The organism is Paenibacillus sp. PastM-3 (assembly GCF_029893965.1).
GTDB lineage: Bacteria > Bacillota > Bacilli > Paenibacillales > Paenibacillaceae > Paenibacillus_AQ.
The window spans coordinates 63,786-85,367 of the sequence record NZ_JARXXP010000003.1; the positions used below are offsets into that span (position 1 = coordinate 63,786).

Annotated in this window: 18 protein-coding genes; 13 read left to right on the top strand and 5 right to left on the bottom strand. The window is 48.7% G+C overall.

Annotated features, from left to right (window positions below):
* The first annotated feature begins 174 nt into the window (after positions 1 to 174).
* The 9 genes from M2108_RS06895 (at position 175) to M2108_RS31580 (ending at position 9,500) form a co-directional block, all read left to right on the top strand.
* Positions 175 to 840, top strand: coding sequence for a TetR/AcrR family transcriptional regulator (locus M2108_RS06895; protein ID WP_277468700.1), 666 nt, complete (start codon positions 175 to 177; stop codon positions 838 to 840).
* Positions 833 to 2,131: an MFS transporter gene (locus M2108_RS06900; protein ID WP_277468699.1), complete on the top strand. Its 1,299-nt coding sequence runs from the start codon at positions 833 to 835 to the stop codon at positions 2,129 to 2,131. The genes M2108_RS06895 and M2108_RS06900 overlap by 8 nt, the downstream gene beginning before the upstream one ends.
* Positions 2,116 to 4,434, top strand: a complete 2,319-nt coding sequence (locus M2108_RS06905; RefSeq protein WP_277468698.1) for an ABC transporter permease — start codon at positions 2,116 to 2,118, stop codon at positions 4,432 to 4,434. The genes M2108_RS06900 and M2108_RS06905 overlap by 16 nt, the downstream gene beginning before the upstream one ends.
* A 9-nt stretch (positions 4,435 to 4,443) precedes the next feature.
* On the top strand, positions 4,444 to 5,202 hold the full coding sequence (locus tag M2108_RS06910; protein ID WP_277468697.1) for an ABC transporter ATP-binding protein: 759 nt from the start codon (positions 4,444 to 4,446) through the stop codon (positions 5,200 to 5,202).
* A gap of 109 nt (positions 5,203 to 5,311) precedes the next feature.
* Positions 5,312 to 6,778, top strand: a complete 1,467-nt coding sequence (locus M2108_RS06915; RefSeq protein WP_277468696.1) for an SMI1/KNR4 family protein — start codon at positions 5,312 to 5,314, stop codon at positions 6,776 to 6,778.
* 1 nt (position 6,779) lies between these two features.
* A complete protein-coding gene (locus M2108_RS06920; protein ID WP_277468695.1) occupies positions 6,780 to 7,628 on the top strand; it encodes an XAC2610-related protein in 849 nt (282 codons plus the stop codon).
* A 17-nt stretch (positions 7,629 to 7,645) separates the two neighbouring features.
* Positions 7,646 to 8,179: a DinB family protein gene (locus M2108_RS06925; RefSeq protein ID WP_277468694.1), complete on the top strand. Its 534-nt coding sequence runs from the start codon at positions 7,646 to 7,648 to the stop codon at positions 8,177 to 8,179.
* Positions 8,180 to 8,191: 12 nt separating this feature from the next.
* Entirely contained in the window at positions 8,192 to 8,710 is a 519-nt protein-coding gene (locus M2108_RS06930; protein ID WP_277468693.1) for a GNAT family N-acetyltransferase, read from the top strand.
* Positions 8,711 to 8,915: 205 nt separating this feature from the next.
* Positions 8,916 to 9,500 (top strand): hypothetical protein, encoded by a 585-nt coding sequence (locus M2108_RS31580; RefSeq protein ID WP_277468692.1) that lies wholly within the window; start codon positions 8,916 to 8,918, stop codon positions 9,498 to 9,500.
* 487 nt (positions 9,501 to 9,987) lie between these two features.
* Here the strand turns inward: M2108_RS31580 and M2108_RS06940 are convergent, their stop codons facing one another.
* The 3 genes from M2108_RS06940 to M2108_RS06950 form a co-directional block, all read right to left on the bottom strand.
* Positions 9,988 to 10,806: a copper amine oxidase N-terminal domain-containing protein gene (locus M2108_RS06940; protein WP_277468766.1), complete on the bottom strand. Its 819-nt coding sequence runs from the start codon at positions 10,804 to 10,806 to the stop codon at positions 9,988 to 9,990.
* Positions 10,807 to 10,909: 103 nt separating this feature from the next.
* Positions 10,910 to 12,067, bottom strand: coding sequence for a YrpD family protein (locus M2108_RS06945; protein ID WP_277468691.1), 1,158 nt, complete (start codon positions 12,065 to 12,067; stop codon positions 10,910 to 10,912).
* Between the two features lie 617 nt (positions 12,068 to 12,684).
* On the bottom strand, positions 12,685 to 13,551 hold the full coding sequence (locus M2108_RS06950; protein WP_277468690.1) for a helix-turn-helix transcriptional regulator: 867 nt from the start codon (positions 13,549 to 13,551) through the stop codon (positions 12,685 to 12,687).
* 71 nt (positions 13,552 to 13,622) lie between these two features.
* Between M2108_RS06950 and M2108_RS06955 the strand changes: the two genes are divergently transcribed.
* From M2108_RS06955 to M2108_RS06965, 3 genes are all read left to right on the top strand, one after another.
* Complete coding sequence (locus M2108_RS06955; protein WP_277468689.1) at positions 13,623 to 14,318, top strand: DUF4386 domain-containing protein; 696 nt, start codon at positions 13,623 to 13,625, stop codon at positions 14,316 to 14,318.
* Positions 14,319 to 14,491: 173 nt separating this feature from the next.
* Entirely contained in the window at positions 14,492 to 15,475 is a 984-nt protein-coding gene (locus tag M2108_RS06960) for an SseB family protein (protein WP_277468688.1), read from the top strand.
* Positions 15,476 to 15,489: 14 nt separating this feature from the next.
* A complete protein-coding gene (locus tag M2108_RS06965) occupies positions 15,490 to 15,831 on the top strand; it encodes a hypothetical protein (RefSeq protein WP_277468687.1) in 342 nt (113 codons plus the stop codon).
* Between the two features lie 400 nt (positions 15,832 to 16,231).
* Here M2108_RS06965 and M2108_RS06970 read toward each other — a convergent pair whose 3' ends face one another.
* A complete protein-coding gene (locus M2108_RS06970) occupies positions 16,232 to 17,845 on the bottom strand; it encodes a helix-turn-helix domain-containing protein (RefSeq protein ID WP_277468686.1) in 1,614 nt (537 codons plus the stop codon).
* Entirely contained in the window at positions 17,842 to 19,584 is a 1,743-nt protein-coding gene (locus M2108_RS06975; RefSeq protein ID WP_277468685.1) for a sensor histidine kinase, read from the bottom strand. Before M2108_RS06975 ends, M2108_RS06970 begins: the two co-directional genes overlap by 4 nt.
* 387 nt (positions 19,585 to 19,971) lie before the next feature.
* On the opposite strand from M2108_RS06975, the gene M2108_RS06980 reads away from it, so the two are divergent.
* A complete protein-coding gene (locus tag M2108_RS06980) occupies positions 19,972 to 21,516 on the top strand; it encodes an extracellular solute-binding protein (RefSeq protein ID WP_481856881.1) in 1,545 nt (514 codons plus the stop codon).
* The last annotated feature ends 66 nt before the right edge of the window (positions 21,517 to 21,582 follow it).

The window sequence follows — 21,582 nt, forward strand, 5'->3', positions numbered from 1 at the left end:
CGCTGAAGAGCTCCGTGAGTACTAAATGATTTTTTGAAACATGCATCAGTCGAAGCCTCCGCATATTCCTCCTTCCCCTCTATCTAACTTTGTGTTATTATTTACCATATAACCGACAGACAGTCGGTCTGTTGATAGCTTGAGTTTAACTACCGCACAAATAAGGAGCCAGCCATGAGAATCGTAAAAGAAGCCGAAGCACGCAGAAATGAAATCCTCGACGCCGCTGATGAGCTGTTCGGGCAGAAGGGGTTCGACGGAACGAGCACGAACGATATTTTGAGCAGGGTCGGGATTGCCCGGGGGACGCTGTATCATCACTTCAAGTCGAAGGAGGATATTATGGATGCGCTGATTGAGCGCTACAGCAGCAAGATGCTGGGAGCGGCGCAGGCCATTGCCCTGGATACCACTATTCCGGTCGTCGAACGTATTCTCCGTGCCGTTATGGCTATGAATATCAGCAGCGGTAACGGCGGGGAGAGCAGCAAGGAGATTATGGAGCATATCCACCGGCCGCAGAATGCGCTGATGCATCAGAAGATTCAGAAGATCATTGTTAACGGCGTGCCGCCGATCCTGACACCCATTGTCCGTGAAGGCATCCAGCAGGGGATTTTTAACACACCGTACCCGTATGAGAGCATGGAGATGATCATCATTTATGCGAACACCATTTTTGATGAGGAGATGGTTGAGATGACCGAAGAGGTTCGCATGTCGCGTATTCTGGCCTTTATTGCCAATGTGGAGCGGCTGCTCGGGGCCGGAGAAGGAAGCCTGATGAGTGTGATGCAGGCGTTCGGAGGCAACGAGGGAGATGAGCGGGGCAATGAGTAATCCGCAAAAAGCCTTCGGCAAATTTCTGCTGCTATGGTCGGGACAGCTGATTTCGGCGGTTGGCAGCGGGCTTACAGCGTTCGGCCTTGGGGTTTATCTGTATCAGCAGACCGGGCAGGCATCTGCGATGGCCTTGGTCACTCTGCTTGCCTTCATGCCCTCCCTCTTGTTAAGTCCGGTTGCCGGCGTGCTCGCGGACCGCTATGACCGGAGACTGCTAATGATGCTGGGCGACAGCCTGTCCGCAACCGGACTCATCTACATTCTGATCTGTCTGCTTAACGGGGGAGCGGAGCTATGGCAGATCTGTCTGGGAGTTACCATTAGCTCGGTATTTTCCTCACTGCTTGATCCGGCGTACAAGGCAACAGTGACGGATCTGCTGACGGAGGAGCAGTACACCCGGGCGAGCGGTTTCGTCCAGGTGGCCGGCTCGGCCAAATATCTCATCTCCCCGGCGCTTGCCGGCTATCTGCTCCTGGTGTCGGATGTGAAGCTGCTGCTGGTCATCGACATCTGTACATTTTTTGTTACCGTTGCTTCAACGCTTGCTGTGCGCAGGGGGCTTCCTTCCAAACAATCAGAGCAGACAGGGTCCTTTACCCGTGAGCTAAAAGAAGGCTGGAGCGCGGTTTCGGCAAGCAGAGGCGTGCTTATGCTGGTCATGATGACATCGGTATTGACCTTTTGCCTCGGATTTATTGAGACGCTGACAATGCCGATGATCCTGGCTTTTGCCGATAGTGCTGTACTGGGTACGCTTGAGACTGTCATTGCACTGGGGATGCTTGCATCCAGTATCATCATCGGCGTTCTCCCGATCAAAAGGAATTTCGTGAAGATCCTGGCGCTGTCCCTGTTCTGCGGAGGACTATGTATGGCGGTATTCGGGCTCCGGGAAAATGTGCTTTTGCTTGGCGTGTCCGGTTTTCTCTTTTTTGCTACCCTGCCGTTTGCCAATACCAGCTTGGATTTCCTTCTGCGGACGAACATAAGCAATGCCGTGCAGGGCCGGGCCTGGTCACTGATCGGGTTAGTTTCACAGCTGGGCTTCATTGCCGCTTATATGCTGTCAGGCGTGCTCGCCGACCGTGTGTTTACTCCGCTTTTGACAGACGGGGGACTGCTTGCAGGCAGTGTGGGCCGGATAACCGGTACAGGCAGCGGCAGGGGAATCGGGCTTCTGATCATCCTCGCCGGGCTGCTGCTGAGTGCGGCTGCAATTATTCTGTATAACCTGAAATCCATTAAAAGACTGGAACCCGGAGGTGACCTATGTTCTACAGGATAATCCGGGGCGACATGCGCGCCGGCAAGCTCATTACATTGACCACTCTATTGTTCGTTACCGCTGCTGCTATGCTTGTTTCCCTCTCAGCCATCCTGACCGTCAATCTTACGGGGGCTATCGATACGCTGATGACGCAGGCGAAGACGCCGCATTTCATGCAGATGCATTCAGGGGAGCTGGACCGGGTGCAGTTAAAGGAGTTTGCCGGGCATAACAGTAAGGTTGAAGCTTATCAGGTGCTTGAATTTGTGAATGTGGAAAATGCCCGGATCATCATCGGCGGCAAGTCGCTGGCGGACAATGTTCAGGACAACGGGTTCAGCACAGAGAGCAGCAAATTTGATTACCTGCTGGGCCTGGACGGGAAGGTGATCACACCAGCTGTAGGTGAGCTTTATGTGCCAATCGCCTATATGAAGGACGGAACCGCCAAGACTGGAGATACCGCTATAATTGCCGGAAAAGAACTGACCGTGGCCGGATTTCTCCGCGATTCCCAAATGAATTCCCTGCTGGCCTCCTCCAAAAGATTTCTGGTCAGCGAAAATGACTACACCGCTATCCAATCCTCCGGGAGCACCGAGTATCTGATTGAGTTCAGGCTGAAGGATTTATCCATGCTTGGCGACTTTAAAAATGATTACACCGCGGCAGGACTTGAAGCGGGCGGCCCCACGATTACTTACCCTCTGTTCAAAATGCTCAACGCCATGTCCGACGGGCTGATGATTGCGATTATCCTGCTGGTGAGCTTGCTGGTTGTAGCTATTGCCTTTATGTGCATCCGGTTCACGTTACTTGCAACTATCGAACGGGATACCCGCGAAATCGGCGTCATGAAGGCTATTGGACTTCGTGTATCGGACATCAAGAAGCTGTATCTCGCCAAATACGCGGGTATTGCTGCCCTCGGCTGTGTCCTCGGATATGCCCTTTCGCTCGTGTTCAGAGGCTTGCTGCTGGACAATATCCGGCTGTATATGGGCGGTAACGAAAAAGCTTCGTTGACCCTGCTGCTTGGACTGGCCGGAGTCGTGCTTGTGTTCCTTGCCGTTACCGGCTATGTGAACAGGGTGCTGGGACGCTTCCGCAGAATTTCCGCGGCAGAAGCAGTACGGTTCGGTACCACGCAGGATAAATCCAGGGGAGCAAAGCAGCTGCGGCTGAGTGCGAACCGGCTGCTGAATACGAATGTTTTTCTCGGAGTCAAAGATGTGCTTGCCCGGAAAAGCCTGTACGCGACCATGCTTGCTGTAATCATCATTGCAGCATTCGTCATCACCGTACCCCGGAACCTTTACAACACGATTTCTGCCAAAAGCTTCATTACCTACATGGGCGTAGGCAACAGTGATCTGCGCCTGGATATCCAGCAGACGGACAATATCGCCGCCAGAGCTGCAGAGGTGGCTGTGGTTATGGAGAAGGACCCTTCTATCTCCCGGTATGCCGTGCTTGCAACAGAGAGCTTTACTGCTTTGAGGGAGGACGGCACGGAGGAAAGGCTCAAGATTGAGCTTGGCGACCATTCCATTTTCCCGGTGAAATATGCCAAGGGCAGAGCGCCTGCGGCTGACCATGAAATTGCCCTGTCTGTGATGAACGCCGAAGAGCTCGGCAAACAGCCCGGTGATGTCATTACGCTGAAGACCGGCGGGCAGACGCTGGAGCTGACGGTATGCGGCACCTACTCGGATGTTACCAATGGCGGGAAGACGGCCAAGGCCGCTTTTGCCAGCCAATCTGCAGACGTGATGTGGTCCGTTATTTATGCGGAGCTTGAGGATAAAGCGCTTGTCGCCAGCAAAGCGGGGGAGTATGCGGACCGGTTCTCTTTTGCCAAAGTATCCGGTGTTGATGAGTATGTTACGAAGACCTTCGGCTCGACCATAAGCTCAGTCGGTACAGCCTCCCGCATTGCCATTATTATGATGCTGGTGATCAGCGTAATGGTTACGGTGCTGTTTATACAGCTGCTGGTAGCCAAAGACCGTTATCTCATCGCCGTCATGAAGTCGCTCGGGTTTACTGACGCAGACCTCAGGGTGCAGTATTTTGCGCGCGCGGCAGCTGTGCTAGTAATTGGAATTGTACTCGGGACAGCACTGGCCAACACACTCGGCGAGGGGCTGTCGGGTGCGCTTATCCGCTCGTTCGGCGCAGCCTCGTTCAAGTTCGTAGTCGATCCGCTTGCGGCATACCTGCTCAGTCCGCTGCTGCTGGCTGGCGTGGTGTTTATCGCCACTATAATCGGCACAGCGGGTACGGGGAAGATCACCATATCCGGCTATATTAAGGAGTAGATCCGAAACATGAAGAAGATTATAGCAGCTGACCAGATCGAAAAAGTCTACGGCCAGGGCGGAGAACGCCGCAAGGTGCTTAACGGGGTGTCTGTGAGCATTAACGAGGGAGAGTTCGTGTCGGTGATGGGACCATCGGGCTCGGGCAAATCGACACTGCTGTTTGCGGTGAGCGGAATGGATACGGTGGACAGCGGGAAGGTGTTTTTTGACGGAAGGGAGCTTGGAGCCCTTCAAGAGAATGAGCTGGCCGACCTGCGCCGGAGACGGATGGGCTTTGTGTTCCAGCAGCCGACGCTGCTGAAGAATATGAACCTGCTGGATAATATCATCCTTCCGGCGATGCGTGATCATAGAAAGAGCGTGAAGAGGATAACGGAGCGGGCGAGAGCCCTTATGAAAAAGACCGGTATTGAGGGCCTCGAAAAGCGGGACATTACCCAGGTATCCGGCGGCCAGCTGCAGCGGGCAGGCATTTGCCGGGCACTGCTGGGCAGTCCGCAGATCCTGTTTGGCGACGAGCCGACCGGAGCGCTGAATCAGGAGGCAGCCGAGGGCATCATGAGCCTGTTTGCTGAGATCCATGAGACCGGGACTGCGGTAATGCTGGTCACCCATGACGCCAGAATTGCCGCCAAGACGGAGCGCATTCTGTTCATGTGCGACGGACAGATCGTAAGCGAAATGCGGCTGCCGAAGTTCAGGGAAACGGAGCTTGAGGAGCGGATGGAGCGGGTTGTGCTGCGGATGCGGGAGCTGGGGATATAGACAAATGGAAGGACCCTTCATTCTGAAAAAGATTGATGGGTCTTTGGTTTTTATGTGATATATTGGATTTGTTCTAATAGAATCTACATTTGCGGAATGGGGCCGTTATATGCCGTTATTTAATGAAAATGGAGAATGCAGCCTGATTGAAGCTTTGAAAGCATACATACCGGAGGTTGAGGAGCTGCTGAATCCGGGAGTGGAGGAAGCGCAAATCATGGAGGCCGAGAAAAGAATCGGGTTCCAATTTCCTGATGATTTCAGAAAACTGTATATGAAGCATAACGGTGAGGGGCATCAGGTCATGGGCGTTATGGCCGGATTTACCTGGCATAGCTTGCCTGATGGTAATAATTGGAGGAATTCAAGTCTGAATATAGTCTCCGGTAAACCGGATGCAATAAAAGAGGGAGGATACAGAAAAGGCTGGGTCCCTTTTGCAGATGACGGCGGCGGGTCGGTTCTTATTATGGATTTGGAACCCGGAGTAAAGGGAAGTTATAGTCAGGTAATCTCGTTAGACCGCAATACGAATATCTCCTACGTTATTGCCGAGAGCTTCAGTCAGTTTGTTGAATCCATCGTCTCCCAGCTCCGAACAGGTGAGTTAGAACCGAAGGAAATGGAGGAAGTGATCTATGTTCACCGGAAGCGGGGACATTTGTTTGACGATTTGCTGACACTGACTGGCATGGAGAACGAGCCAAACAGCCTGATTCCGGTTAGCGGATACTGGGCGGAGCATTTTGAGGATGAGCTGGAAGAGGGTTGTATTTCTACGGAAACGTTGAATAAACAGAAAATGGTCTTTATCCGGCCTGAGCTGGTGGAAAAACACGGGACAGTGTCTTTGGAGCTTTTGACGCGTATGCCTAATCTTAAGGAACTTATTATCCATGCTAATCACGTTGCAGATTATGAAGTATTCAAGCAGCTGACAGGACTGACAGAGCTGGTAATCGGCGGGTCCTCTTTTACAGAGTCCGATCTGGATTACTTAGCTTATTTAGGAGATTTGAGGAAACTGGCCCTGGTAAGACTTACAATAACGAATGTACACAAACTGAAGAATATCCCCAAATTAAAAACACTCAGACTAATTAAAGTAGATTCAATCGACAGCAGCACAATAGGTGCTCTAGTGAATTTGACGGAATTAGAATTGGAAGACTTAGAAGCTGGCGATTTAAGCTACATTTCAAACCTTACGAAATTGAAAAAGCTGGAACTCAAAAAAGTGGTAATCCCCGATTTTGCATTCATGAAAGATTTGAAGAATCTGACCACATTCAGAACGGACGGCCGGGCTGAGGATGAATCGGACATGGCTGCCCTGGGAGAGCTGCGGAGGCTTGAGGAGTTTATCTATCCAGTTGGCGATTTATCCATTTTCGCGAATTGCCTGAGTCTGCGGGAAATCGGAGTAGATGCATCCAGATATAGCGGGCTGGCGGAGCTTTTCAGGTGTAATATTAGAGGGATCGAGGTGTTTGAAGCAGCCTCTGAGGAGCATGTAAAGTCGGTCGCTGCAGATTTCGGTAAATATTTTAACCTCGGGTCTTATGGGGGGCGGTAACGTGGGATTGAAGGGCGGCAGAGCGTTTATAATAGCCGCGTTGTTGCTGATCACCTGCTCTTGCAGCAGCAATAACAGTCAAGTACCTGACAAAGTCAATAATAGTACGCCAGTTGCAAGTGAAGCAGCTGTACCAGCAGACAGCGGAGACAGCGAAGAATATATATTGCCAGAGTATTACGCTTATTCTGGCGGTGAACTCCCTGAGGATATTGTGAAGCCTATAGAGTATACGGTAAAGCAGCCGATCAGTGCGGATAAGCCGGCGTTTTCTTTTCAAATTCAGGGACGAACGGTCCAAAGCTATGGCTTAACGGGTGATAAAACGAAATATTACTTAAAGGACGGATACATCAAGGTTCAGTCCATAATTGTTAATAACAGTGCCTTGGCATACCATCAGAAATTGGAGTTTCAGGAAACGGAAATCCCGGACATAACGGCGACTAACTATGGTTTTGCGCTCGATGACTGGAATTTTGATGGTCATTTGGATATTAGTCTATGGAAGGAAACAGGGGGAACTTCGCTGAATGCTCCGCATTATTACTGGTTTTGGGATAATGAACAGGGTAGGTTTGTCAGCAATCCGGTGCTGGAGGAGTTAAGCGAGTTTAGCTTTGTTGAGTCTGATCATCAGGCACAGGAGCTCATTTCCAGCAACAGAAATCCCAATGGATATAATGAAGAGTATTTTGCGTGGGAGGATGGACAGATTACCCTGATAAGATCAGTAAAAACAGCCTATAGTGAACCTGACGATAGTACGGGGGAAAGCAAAGCGCATATTACTGTTGCAGAACGGATTGACGGGAAGATGCAGGTTACTGAAGAGTATTATGCGGACTGAAAAGAGGAGGAATTCTTGTGATCGAGCTAATCCAGTATGTTATAGAAGATATGAACAAGCAGCTTGAGCGGATTGAGAAGAGCCTGAATCTGTTAAATGATGAGCTGGTGTGGACAAAAACGAAGGACTCCATGAACAGCATCGGCAACCTCTGTTTGCATCTGGCAGGCAATGAATATCAGAACTTTGTCAGCGCCATCGGAAACAGGCCGTTCATCCGGGAGCGGACCCGTGAATTCACCACGGACGGAGGAATCACCAAGGAAAAGCTGGTAAGCCTTCTCCGCAATACGCGGTCACAATCGGAAGAAATATTGGCTGCTGTCTCAATGGACGATTTATCCCGGGAGGTTATTATCCGCTATGAGCAGGAGGACTGGAACAGGATGTACCGGAGTGCTGCCGGGGCCGGCGAAACCTTTGATACAAGAACCATTGGCCGTCTGCTTGTCCAGGTATCTGCTCACTATGGTTATCATGCCGGGCAGATTGTGCTGCTTGCCAAAATGCTGCAGGACACCGATGAGCATGTCTCGGGCCAATACCATTAAGGAGGGAACGTTGTGATCAGACTGGAGCCGTTCGAACGCAGTGATTTTAAGCAATTAATTGCCTGGATTGATTCGCCGGAGTTTATGGTGCAGTGGGGAGGGAAAACGTTCAGCTACCCTTTAACGGATCAACAATTAGAGCATTATATCAACAGTGATACACTAAGCTACCGGGTGGTGTATGAGGAGAATAAAGAGGTCATTGGGCATATTAGTTTAACGCCGGACCCGGAAAACCAATCAGGAAGAATAGGAAAGGTAATCGTAGGAAACAAACATTTACAGGGGCTTGGCATCGGACAGCAGATGATCCGGCAGGTTCTGGATATCGCTTTCGGACAGCTGAAAGTACACAGGGTCAGCCTTGGTGTATTTGATTTTAACCATGCGGCCATTGCCTGCTACGAGAAGGCGGGGTTTGTAAAAGAAGGCATGCTCCGGGAAGCGCGCAAAGTCGGCAACGAGTTCTGGAATCTGTGGGAGATGGGGATTCTGGAACAAGAATGGCTGAGCAAGAAGATAAACAATTAAATGACTGGCTGCGGTTTCTTGTAGCTGAAAAAGCCTTCCATCAGTGATAGAGGGCTTTTTGTCATTACAGCAAGATTTGAAAAGTGGACTTTCAGCGCCTGTGTTACTTTGGTTTTAGCAAAGCAATGATTACAGCAGGCAGGAGGGGTCAGGACACCGAATCAATGGGCAATTTTTTGACAGGTGCATAGATGAGGTAGGCGGATTGGAGATTGTGGACATCATCAAACGCCTGGATGAGCTCGATATGGGAGTCTTCGGTTTCCTGACGGGAAATCTTGAGAAATCTGGCATAATCCGTCTTGAGGACTTCGCCAATATCCGGAAGATCACCGGAATATTTGAATCTGGCACAGAAGAGCTGTGGTACATCGATGGTGAAATAAAAAGGTCCGTCAAGCCGGAGGTCAGCCGGAATTCCGAACAGTACCTTGAAACGGGTGGAGTCAGGCTGACAGTTGGAATAGATAACATAGCAAGGGCCTTTTACCGTGGTATCAATAGCCTGCAGCAGCTGTGCCGAGTGCGAGCGGATTCGAGTTTTGTAATCCTCCTCAGCAAGATCCACTTCAAAGGCAATCCCCGTTACCCGGATGGATTCGAACTCCGTCAGGGTGAAGTCGGTGACGACATCGCCGTTGATGTTTTTCAGGGGTCTTTTAACTACTGGAGGAATAGGGATTTGAGAAATGTCTGTGTCTTGTGCTTTAAGAGCGCTGGGGGCGATTCCGAAATGCCGTTTGAAGGCTCTTGTAAAGGAAGGCTGGCTCCAAAATTGAGCTGGTGTTAACCGTCAAAAAAGCGCTCCACGGTTCTTACCTGGCAAGAAAGAACATTAAATCTTTGCTAAAAGGACAGAAAGAGATTTATGATATTACCATTTTGATGTAAATACAAGAAGTATAACTTAGTTAAAATAAAAAAAAGGGACTATCATTACAAAGTCTTTTGTATTAATGATTAAATAAACAGCTAAAAATGCTGTATATCTTTTAATTTATCAAGGAGGAATAACCATTTATGGATTATGAGGCTATATTAGATAATTCTTAGATTATCCGAAACTATAGAACGTCTTCAAAACAGCGTAAAGAGGGACGAGTAACAAGGCTATTGCTTGAAAAGCCGGTCCTACGAAGGGGAGAGTTCAAACCAGGAGCTCGCGCAATCTTTATTGAGAATGTCACTTACTTAAAAGTTTCATAAGTACAGCAGCGCTGGACAAAAAAACCGTTTCAAATAAGAGAACTGGTCTCTATATCGAAACGGTGCTTTCATTAATTGTTATAAGCTCCCACAAGGATATATTGAAGGGTATCTGATAAAATTGTATAAGGTGCTGTTTTTACTGTAAATGTCTCACTCGTCTCTATCTCTCCAGATATGGTAGAGATGTCAATGAAATGAAAATTAGAATCTTGTACATAAAAATGTAGATACAGTTGACCGTTCAGTACAGCGGATTTCCCTTCATTTACAGCAGTTAATTTGACATTTGTTAAATTTATGCCAGATGAATTAGTCTGTGTAGTAACAGAAGCTTTAAGAGGTCTGATATCCGTGTTTAGTTTATCTGATAAAAAATGTAATTCATCGCTAACCACTCCGGATGGTAAATAAGCAGGATCGACACTTAAAGTTACAATTCTCTTATGTTGATCCCAATCTGTATCGATGTTAAATGAAGTTGAAATCATACTCAGAGGAACAAACATGCTTCCTTTATACAATACAGGAAGTGTATCCATTTCGGACGAAACCCCGTTAATTTCAACTTTTTTAGAGCCTATGGTCATCTTTATTATCGAGGGTTTGCCACTGGTATCTCCATCATTTTTTCTTGAAATAACTGCCGTTTTGCTGTTTGCGTTGTAAGTTACATCTGCGGATAATAAATTTGAAAGGCTACGCAAAGGAACCATTAATCGGTTCTCTTTATCCACATAAGGAGCCATAGGAGAGGTATAGACCACATAGAATTGATTTAGTTTTAAAAGTATTGTTGAATCGTTTGTAGCATCGGAAGCTGAAACGGATAAAGCAGGAACAGAAACTAATGCGACTAATAGGCAAAGTAAATAACGCATGGTTTTCATCAATTTTGTGCACCATCCTTTATTATAACAATCTGTGTTCGTATCTCTAGATGTGTTAAACAGCTATATCCAACCTCTTTAAGTTGGATATAGCTGTTCTCAATTATTTAGATACAGATATTGTAACATTATTTCCGCTAATTCCTACCGAGGCGAAATCTTGAATTGCAAGTACAGGAGCAACCGCAACATTATCTAAAATAATGTTCTTGAAAGTTACTACAACACTTCCAGCAGCATCGCCTTGCGGGATATTGACGCCATCTTTTTTAATAACGGTATCCGCGATAGTAGCTAGATATTTCCAACTTGTAGTACTGCTTACTTTTGTATTAGCAATCTCTGTCACAGCGGTAAGGTAGCTATTCCCTCCGGTTCCATCATGTTTTTGATAGTATGCATAGCCAGCTGTGGACAATCTGGTGTTGTTGTTAAGATTTCGATAAATTGTTACATTAATATCATTATTAGGTATATATCCATTCATATACCAGACTTCATTATATGGTGAGATACGATCTCCCGGTGAATCATGGCCATCCACAGCATTTCCCCAGTAGTAATTAATGGTTGGTTGCCATTTATTTACACCATAAGCATTTGAAAAAACTAAGCCCATATCTGTTTCAATAGTTCTCAAAGTAGTAGAAGTTTTACCTACTCCAGTACCAGAAAAACCACTATAAATATAAGTGCGGGCAGTGGGGCCGGTTGTTGTTGCAGGAGTATGAATTACAAATGTTTCAACACTGCCATTTTTTGAAACAGTTGCTTTACCACCAACCCCATCTCCAATCGGATCTACGGCGGCAGCTGCATTAAAAACTGCTGTTTTAGAATTAAAAACATTTTGATTCGATATGATATCTTCCGGTGAAGCCACATCTTGCTTCGTATTGACATCTCCGGCAGGATATGTAGCAACAAATTCTTGATCATCTAACGAAGATAGTTCATAAAAATATCCAACGTCACCATCTACATAAGTATAATTAAATACTTGGGGATCGGAAACTAATTTGTTGAGTTTACTTGACTTACTTGGTGCATATTCAAGCGAGACTTGTCTGGCTTGATTAATGAAATCTTGAATGTTTGATTGACTTGTTTTTGCTTGGTTAATAACGTCGAAATTTTGAAAATCCGTTTGGCTTTCGTTCGTTGGATTGGCTTCTGCCTTAACTTGTGGGCTAACTGGAACAAGTAATACTAAACTTAGCGAAAGTAAGAAATATATTTTCTTATATCTCAACCCTGTCATTTTCTCTCTTTGTTTTTAGTATTTATTTGAAAGCTGGCCAGCTTTTCAAATCTATAATACTTTCAAACCCAATAATTTACATATATAAACATACATCAACATTAAATGTATTTATATGGGTCTAATAACCTGATTCAATTATGCTGGTATATGCAAACTTCAACTTCACAAGCGCATATATTGACATATTAAGAGATGAAGTCCTTGATATTCTAGAGACCAAGCTGATGTTAACGCATTAAACAAACAAGCAATGGATAATTCGCTTTGTGTTATCACACTATTTTGCGGCGCTGGGGCTCTAACATCTGCTTTTACCCAAGAAGGATGCAGAAGCACTCTGGCTGTGGATATCGATACCCCCGCTAAAAACCCCTATTTTTATGATCGTAAAGGGATACAGCCATCTTATATGGCTTACAGCATAGAGATGTTTAGATCCAATTTTCCTGCTACACTTCTTTACTACGGTGATGTGAGCTGAACAAGCCTTCCATCCTGCCTTTCCGGCAGTGATAGAGGGCTTTTTGTCATTACAGCAAGATTTGAAAAGTGGATCTTCAGCACCTGTGTTACTTTGGTTTTAGCAAAGCAACGATTACAGCAGGCAGGAGGGGTCAGGACACCGAATCAATCGGCAATTTTTTGACAGGTGCATAGATGTGGTAGGCGGATTGGAGATTGTGGACATCATCAAACGCCTGGATGAGCTCGATATGGGAGTCTTCGGTTTCCTGCCTGGAGATCTTGAGAAATCTGGCATAATCCGTTTTGAGTACATCGCCAATATCCAGAAGATCACCGGAATACTTGAATCTGGCACAGAAGAGCTGTGGTACATCAATGGTGAAATAGAAAGGCCCGTCAAGCCGGAGGTCAGCCGGGATTCCAAACAGCACCTTGAAACGGGTGGAGTCAGGCTGGCAGTTGGAATAGATGACGTAGCAAGGGCCTTTTACCGTGGTATCAATAGCCTGCAGCAGTTGTGCCGAGTGCGAGCGGATTTGTGTTTTGTAATCTTCAGCAAGATCCACTTCAAAGGCAATCCCCGTTACCCGGATCGGTTCGAGCTCCGTCAGGGTGAAGTCGGTGACGACATCGCCGTTGATGTTTTTCAGGGGTCTTTTGACTACTGGAGGAATTGGGATTAGAGAAATGTCTGTGTCTTGTGCTTTAAGAGCGCTGGGGGCGATCCCAAATTGTCTTTTAAAAGCGCGGGTGAAGGAAGACTGGGCTCCGAAATTGAGCTGGTAGGCAATATCGGTCAGTGAACATCTGCCGGACTTGATGAGCTCTACGGAGGCGTTCAATCTGCGGGAGAGTATGTAGTTGTTTAGGGAAGAGCCTGTGACGGCCGAAAAAAGCCGGTGAAAATAGTATTTTGACATGTTGAAGCGATCCGCTACCGACTCTACTGACAAAGGCTGGTCTAAATTGTCCTCAATATGAACTAAAGCACGCTCGATGACTTCATAATGGTCCATAGTAACCCCCGCTTATGTTTTGAAATGAAAACCGCAATAAATGAAAAGTGTACTTACAGGAGGCAGCGCTTATGACACAGGACAGAAGAAATGGAATCATTATCGGGATTTTTTATATCGTAGCTGCCGTTACTTCAATCATCGCCGTAATCTCATATGAGCCTGTATTGTCGGAGCAATGGTACAGGGCCGTAGCGGACGGATATCAAACAAAGGTTTTACTCGGAGTCATCAACGATCTTCTGCTTGTGCTGACCGCAGTGGGTACAGCAGTTATGCTGTTCCCTTACCTGCGCCGCTGGAATGAGCATCTGGCACTGGCCTATTTATGCTTCCGGTTTATGGAGGCCGTGCTGATTGCGGTAGGTGTGGTAAGTATATTGGGTTTATTGCAGCTTAGTGTACATTATGAGGCAGGCATTCTGAAAAGTGTAGAAAATCTTGCCGGGCTCGGCTATATGCTGCAAGCCTTTCACCGCTGGACTTCCATGCTGGGTCCCAATTTCATGCTTGGTGTGAATACGGTGATTTACAGCTATCTGCTGTTCAGAACGGGCATTGTCCCAAGACCCTTGGCGCTATTCGGGATGGTTACTGCTGTACTGGTATTCACCGCCGGGCTATTAGAAATGTTCGGTGTGGTAGAGCCTATGTCTGCGGTAAAAGGATTGATTGCCCTGCCTGTGGGCGTGTATGAAATGAGTCTGGCGGTGTGGCTATTGGTGAAGGGGTTTGACCGGGGGAAGTTTGAACAGTTAAGAGGATAGAATGCTGATAAGAAATGACTGCAGCGGCGCTAATGACATTAACCTGTCCTGGCGGCCGCTGTTTTATTTTTTCCTATGTAACAACAATGTGAATGCTGCGTAAGCAGACTTTGGTTTGTGTATTAATATAACAAGCGATACCCATATCCTGTAAATGAAATGGAGACCTGACGATGAATAATGAACGGAACAACGGCGGACCAGAAGGAAATATTCATGCAGTGTCTGCGATGACGATGAAAGCTGCCGAAGGACTTACGATACAGGACTTGATTGGTTTGCTTCAATCTGCCCGTAATTCGGCGGACGGCAGGGTCCCTGGGGCGGAGCATCTGGATGAACAGAGGCTTTTTGAGGCAATTAAAAATGCTATCCTGAATGCGGAGAATATATATATCGCCTATGATGTCCACACGAATTATCCCTATATTGGGGCGAATGATCAGGTATGGGTATTCTCGGAGGAAAGGTTCGCAGCGAATGCAGCCGACTATTATCTGCAGCAGATGATCCAGCTGGAAATGAAACAGATTGGCAGAGAGGACATCCGCAGGCTGCTGTCAGAGCTTCATTTGCTAGGTATCCGTAACCTTCTTATCGACAACGGACAGCTTACGGTGGTGGTTGCCAGGGACGAGCTTTTGCCGCCGCCGGATTGGAGCGGAACGCCGGAGATCCAGATTCCTGTAAGCAATCCGGGACTGCAGCATGCGATGCTGAGTTTCTTCCAGGCCATGTATTCCCGGCAGCAATTTGCAGGAAAAAGCCAGATGCTGCGGGCAGCGGAAGCCCGGATGCTGGATGAGCTCGTTCAGACAAAGTTCCTGGTACCGATGCAGATTAAAGAGGAGCAGCCGTCAGCCCCGGATGAGTTGGGTAAGAAGACATTACAGCAGGGAACGGTTATCCAGTTTGCTTCCCTCGGTGTTGAGGACGGGGAATCGTGGCTGCCGGTGTTCACTGACTGGCCGGAATTTGAAAAAGGGTACGATAAAACCGTCTGGGGCGGCAATGTCGCTACGTATGAGGATATTGTGGCGCTGTCTGCGAGCATGGGCGGCGCTGTGATTAACTTCCGCGGAATCGGATTCCGGCTGGACGAGAAGAACAAGCGGATGGTTGCGGAGTATGTGCGGGAACGGGACGGCGGGAGGTAGGAGGATAGGCTGATATGAATCGGATTAAAAATCTTAAACATAAACAAACCTATATCATTGTGGGAATCGTGTTTACTGGATTAATCCTCTTTGGATGGGTTAGTCACATATGGGATGAAATTGTAATAAAAGAAATCCACTCCAAAATAGAAGCCCAAGGTGGAGTGGTTACAGATATTCAAAAAATTGCAGTGGAGAAAACCCCTTTTAAGAAAGATAATGTGGGAGGCATTTACTTTAAAATCGAATATGAACATAACGGTGATTCTAAAACAGCGTATTACCGCAGACACAATGCCTTGAATATAGAAGATGTTCCCTCTAAGGGAGCTCCGGAGAAGTGGATTTTTGAATGAGGGGCTTGCTGATCGAACGAAGTGGAAAAACGACATCTAATTTGGAGCTAACAGCCTGTTTGAAGAAACTAGGTGGAAAAAGGCAACTTAATTTTACTGTTTTCGTGCTTGGAGGGGGTTTTGGGCTATATTAAGTGGCGATTTTCCACCTAATTATTAGAATATGAGAAAAAGAGTGGAATTAGGTGGCGAAAATCCAACTAAATGCGGAGGAGGGCCTACGTACCAGCGTATTCCCAACCAACCAACCAACCAACCAACCAACCAACCCATCTTATTTTATTTAACTTAGCTAACCAACCACCTTTATCGAGCCCAGCTAAAAAAAAAGCGGCAGCCCCGGACCCGACACATCCCGGACTGCCGCTCTTTATTTTCCCCTGTTACTTATTCCTGCCACCTAACCCACCCCATGCGGCTGCTGCTCCTTCTTATACTCATTCGGCGACATACCCACCTCCTGCTTGAACAGCTTGGAGAAGTAGGAGTAGTTGGAGTAGCCGGTTTTGCTGGCGATGGTGTAGACGGACAGGCTGGTCGTTTCCAGCAGATGTCTGGCTGCGGCGATGCGCACCTGGATGACATAGCTGCCGAGGGAGATGCCGGTTTCGCGCTTGAACAGCCGGGCCAGATAGTCCGGATTGAGGTAGACGATTTCTGCCAGATCATTGCGGGTCAGGTCGTCGCCGTAATGCTCGTGGATATACTGCTTGATCTCCTCGGCAATCGATTTAGGCTGGGCGGCGAAGTCGCGGTACTCCATGGCGGTGTTGACCAGGTACTTCAGATATTCCTCCATATCCTCAATCGAGTGCAGGGAGTGGAGCAGCAGCTTGTCATTGGTTTTGCCGGCGTACAGCTTGTGGGCCTGGATGCCTTTTTGCTTGAGAAAAGAGTACACCAGCTGCACCATGTCCAGCCGGAACAGGCCGAGCACCGAGGTGTCGAGCGACTTGTAACTGAGCATGGACCGTAAATAGCGGATAGCCTCCTCCAGAAAAGCAGCCAGCTTGTTCTGGTTCAGCAGCTCCTCAAGCTGGGCCAGATCCGGCGGAGTATAAGTGGACTTTGGCTGGCGCAGATCGTTCTCCACAAGGTAAGTCTGGTTCCGGCATCTCGTCAGCTCTTCGTCCATGTTCAGCAGCTGCTTCAGGATGCTGCCGACCTGCTGCAGCTCACCCGTCAGGCCGATCGTACAGCAGGCGTCGCATTTCAGATAAGGAACCGCCTTTTGGATAAAAGAGGTCCCGGTTGCCTGCAGCAAGGCATTGTCCAGCGGGGGCTCGTTCCATTTGAGAATGGCAATCCAGCTGTACTCCTTTACCTCCAGAATGCTTTGAACCGTATAGCCGGGATGCTGCAGCAGCTCATACAGCACGTTCAGCAGCGCGAAGTCGAACAGATCCTTCTCTTCCTTGCCCATGCTGCCGTTATGGGGGAAGACATTGAACAGGATAGGCTGGATAAGATCGCCCATCTGATAGGACAGATTCTGCTCTTTGATGGCGCGGCTGATTTCCGCCTGCTTTACCGGGGAGGAGGTGCTGCCGCTGGCCAGCTTCCGCCAGAAATGCTCGAGGTTTTTGGACTGGTTTTTCTGCCAGAAGTAGCCCCCGATAATCGCCTCCTCATTGCTCTGCTGCTCCTTGGCGCGGGCGACGGCTTTCTGGATGATCAGCATCAGCTTGTCGAACTCGATCGGCTTGAGGAAATATTCGAAGCTCTGCAGCTCAATCGCCTTCTGGGCATAATTGAAATCGGCATAATTGGTCAGAAGAATCGCCTGTATGCTGAGATTCTGCTCCCTGATCCAGGCCAGCAGCTCCAGGCCGCTGCCCTGCGGCATCTCAATGTCGGAGATCAGAATCTGTACGGGATGCTTCTCCAGAATCTCACGCGCCTGGGCCACATTGTTCGCGGTATATACGGTTTCGATGCCCAGCTGCGGCCAGTCGATTTTTTTCTGCAGGGCGGCAATTACGTAATAATCGTCATCTACCAGCAAAATATTCATAGATCTAACTTCCTTTCTGCTGCAGGCTCCGGAAGATCGGGCAGGTATAAAGTGACACATGCGCCGCTGCCGGGGATGTTGGTGAAAGTAACGCCGGCCAGATTGTAATAGAGATATTCCAGCCGTTTCAGTGTGTTCATGATGCCGATATGCGTACCTTTGGTCTGATCGAGCGGAAGCCCGCCCTGCAGCTTCTCCAGCACCTCCGGCGGAAACCCCGGCCCGTTATCCGACAGTTCAATCCGCGTACCGGTAATCTGTTCTTCCAGAAGACAGCGCTGCACAGTAAGCGTGATCTGCATTTCATTTTCCCGGGAGATGGCGTATTTGACGGAATTCTCAATAAAGGTCTGCAGGACGAGCGGCGGAATCTTCACATTCCTGGCCTCCTCCGGCAGCTCTACCTGATAGCTGAAGGCGTCCCGGTAGCGCTGCTTCTGAATCTCCAGATACATCTGCACATGCTCAATTTCGCTCTCCAGCGGCACGAAGTTCTCCCCGTTCTGGAACAGGTAGCGGAAATACTTCGAGGTGGTCATCGCCATATCCTCAATTTCCTGATACATTTGAATTTGAGCCATGCTGTAAATGCTGGTCAGGCAGTTCAGGAAAAAATGCGGCTTGATCTGCTGCTTCATATAATCCAGCTGAATCTGCTGCTTCTCCAGCTCCTGCTCGTACATTGCAATTTTGAACGTTTTGATCTGCTGGACGAGATCCTTGAACTGGGAGTTGGCCTGTTCGAGCTCGATGATTTTGCTGCCCTTGTAGTCGGCCGGCTGGCTTTCTTCATTAATACGGGCCAGATTCTCAGAGAAGCTCTGGATCGGACCAAGCACCCTCCGGTTCAAGAAGATCATAATGATCGACAGCGACGAGATTACCATGAAGAACAGCAGGACGATCAGGAGCTGGGCAATCATGATTTTTTCAAAAGCCCCGAATTTGATCACCATGTCCGCACTGAACGTAGTATTGAGGAATTCGCTGCTGATCGTGGTGCGCGGCTGCTGGAGCAGAGAGAAGCGGCCCTCGCCCTGAACCGCCTTGCCGCTGTTGGATACGGGACTGGAGAGCACGGTGCCCTGGTCATCCACAAGCGAAGCATAGCCGCTCTCCCCCAGATTAATCTCGCGCAGCGGGCGGATCAGATTGTCGGCGGAGATCAGTCCGATCAGATAGCGGTTGTAGTACGGGACGATATTAATGACGTAATATTTGCCGTTTACCAGAATAGGCGTCCACTTGGAATAGAATTTTTCGTACACCTCCTTGTCATCAATAATAGAGATGATCTGCTGCTTCAGCTCCAGATAGTCCGGATAGTTCACGCTGATCGGCGCACAGTTCAGGAAGTAGGACTGATTTTTTAAATAGTAGAAAAAATTATATTCCTGGCCGTAGTTCTTCTGCAGCTCGGTAAATTTTTTGTGCAGATTCTCGTTGGACTTGAGGAACTCAATGCTGTTGATGCGGTAGGCGTTCATCGTGTTCAGCGTCTCGTCATTGGCCAGTGTCCAGCCCATATAGTGGTTCATGTAAGCGAAATCATGATTGATCCGGTTAATGTACAGCGCCGCCGTATCCTTAAGATACCGGGTGGACTGCTGCCTGACGATAATAATGGAAGTAATGCTGATGATCAGATCCGCGATGAGGACAATGACGGCAATCAGGATCATAACCCTTACATAGTGGCGGATGGGAAGCGGCTTGGGTGCTGCTGTTTTTTTGGTCATGGCTGGGTACGTACCGGTCCCTTTCTGCGCGATTTCAACAATGAATGCGTTTTATTTAGGTAACATCAACATTATAAAACCTTTGCCCGAAAAAAACATAAGAACAAAGGGGCGTTTGGCCGCAAAGTCCGGAAAGCGCTATCAAAGGTCTGGAAAGTGTTATGAATATAAGGATGGTCAGAGAGATTCGTGTCCGGATAACAGGCAAATCTGCGCCAGAGGTCCGAATAACGGCGGCAAAGCGTCCGGAATGCCTATCTGCAAGCCGTTAAGATTAGACATGTAAAGCAAATATGCACACATAAGAAACGGGGGAGTTACACAATGGTCAAACAGGGCAAAACGGCTTCGGCCAAAAAGCTGACGACCGGACTGCTGGCAGCCGTAATGGTTGCCGGGCTGGCGGGCTGCGGCGGCGGTAACGGGGAGAACAATGCTGTTAACAGTGATACAAGCAGCTTCAACAAGGAAGGACTGCCGGTTGTAAGCGAGCCGGTAACGCTGAAGGTGCTGACTGTGCGCTGGGGCAGCATGGGCGACACGTTCACGCAGAACCAGTGGCTGAAGGATCTGGAAACGAATACGAATGTAAAAATCGACTGGCAGGTCATGTCCTCCAATGACTGGGGCGAGCAAAAATCGATCATGCTGGCCAGCGGTACGCTGCCGGATGTGGTGATCGGGGATCAGACCTTCTCGGATTCCGATATCGTGAACAACCTGAGCTATTTCCGTCCGTTGGATGATTATATCGACCAGTACATGCCTAACCTCAAGGCTGCAATGGAAGAGACGCCGGATATGAAGAAGATCAGCACGTTCCCGGACGGTAATATCTACTCCTTGCCGGCCAGACTGCCGTCGCGTCCAAAGAGCTCGCGCCAGCCGGTCATCAACAAAACATGGCTCGACAAGCTCGGCCTGGAGGTCCCGGACACTATTGACGACCTTTACAACGTAATGAAGGCGTTCAAGGAGCAGGACCCGAACGGCAACGGCAAGGCGGATGAAATTCCGTATATCGAAGTGAGCAATGACCTGATCAGCCCGTTCGGCATCGCCGACCTCAACAACAACAACATGCTGGTGAAGGACGGTAAAGCGGTATACTACCCGACCTCGGAAGAATATAAGGAAGGCTTGAAGTGGGAAAATAAGCTGTACACCGAAGGCCTGCTCGACAAAGAGCTGTTCACCCAGGACGACACGATGAGATCCGCCAAGTTCCAGAACCCGGACGCTCCGGTAGTAGGCTTCTCCTACCAGTGGACACCGGATGCCGTATTCGGCAAATGGGGCGACCAGTACGTAACGATTCCGCCAATCGCCGGACCGGACGGCAAGCGCTACACGATCGGCAATCCGAACGGGATGAACCTGGCCCGCAACGAGTTCCTGATCACCTCCTCCTGCAAAACGCCGGAAATCGCCGCACGCTGGGCGGACCAGTTCTACACCGATGAAGCGAGCATCCAGAATTTCTGGGGCGCGATCGGTACGGTTATCCAGAAAAATGATGACGGCACCTATACGCTGATGGACCCTCCTGCCGGAACCAGCGCCGACGCCTGGTACTGGGAGCAGTCGCTGCGTGACTTCGGCCCGAAATATGTCAGCCCGGCTTTTGAGAAAAATATCGTGCTGAGCACGGAATCCGGCGACGGCCTGAAGCTGCAGCTCGATAAGCTGGGCAGTGAGTATGTGACTGAGCCCTTCCCTAACGTAATGTACACCGCCGAGGAGTTCGAGGAGCTGCCGACGCTGACCACCGACATTGATTCCTATGTGAACACGATGCGCGCCCAATTCATCAGCAAGGGCAACATTGATGAGGGCTGGGATGCCTATGTGAAGCAGTTGAACGACATGGGGCTCGACAAGCTGCTCAAGATCCGTACTGAAGCCTACAGCCGTTATACCAGTGTAAAATAATCCGCTTGCTACCCGCCCCGCGCAATCCGTTGCGCGGGGCGGGATTGTCTTGGGGGAGTGCAGTTA

Excerpts from the sequence above, each read along its gene's own strand:
- M2108_RS06975 (WP_277468685.1), bottom strand. The coding sequence starts at position 19,584 with ATGACCAAAAAAACAGCAGCACCCAAGCCGCTTCCCATCCGCCACTAT.
- M2108_RS06955 (WP_277468689.1), top strand. The coding sequence starts at position 13,623 with ATGACACAGGACAGAAGAAATGGAATCATTATCGGGATTTTTTATATC.
- M2108_RS06945 (WP_277468691.1), bottom strand. The coding sequence starts at position 12,067 with ATGACAGGGTTGAGATATAAGAAAATATATTTCTTACTTTCGCTAAGT.
- M2108_RS06960 (WP_277468688.1), top strand. The coding sequence starts at position 14,492 with ATGAATAATGAACGGAACAACGGCGGACCAGAAGGAAATATTCATGCA.
- M2108_RS06940 (WP_277468766.1), bottom strand. The coding sequence starts at position 10,806 with ATGAAAACCATGCGTTATTTACTTTGCCTATTAGTCGCATTAGTTTCT.
- M2108_RS06910 (WP_277468697.1), top strand. The coding sequence starts at position 4,444 with ATGAAGAAGATTATAGCAGCTGACCAGATCGAAAAAGTCTACGGCCAG.
- M2108_RS06965 (WP_277468687.1), top strand. The coding sequence starts at position 15,490 with ATGAATCGGATTAAAAATCTTAAACATAAACAAACCTATATCATTGTG.
- M2108_RS06915 (WP_277468696.1), top strand. The coding sequence starts at position 5,312 with ATGCCGTTATTTAATGAAAATGGAGAATGCAGCCTGATTGAAGCTTTG.
- M2108_RS06900 (WP_277468699.1), top strand. The coding sequence starts at position 833 with ATGAGTAATCCGCAAAAAGCCTTCGGCAAATTTCTGCTGCTATGGTCG.
- M2108_RS06895 (WP_277468700.1), top strand. The coding sequence starts at position 175 with ATGAGAATCGTAAAAGAAGCCGAAGCACGCAGAAATGAAATCCTCGAC.
- M2108_RS06950 (WP_277468690.1), bottom strand. The coding sequence starts at position 13,551 with ATGGACCATTATGAAGTCATCGAGCGTGCTTTAGTTCATATTGAGGAC.
- M2108_RS06905 (WP_277468698.1), top strand. The coding sequence starts at position 2,116 with ATGTTCTACAGGATAATCCGGGGCGACATGCGCGCCGGCAAGCTCATT.
- M2108_RS06980 (WP_481856881.1), top strand. The coding sequence starts at position 19,972 with ATGGTTGCCGGGCTGGCGGGCTGCGGCGGCGGTAACGGGGAGAACAAT.
- M2108_RS06970 (WP_277468686.1), bottom strand. The coding sequence starts at position 17,845 with ATGAATATTTTGCTGGTAGATGACGATTATTACGTAATTGCCGCCCTG.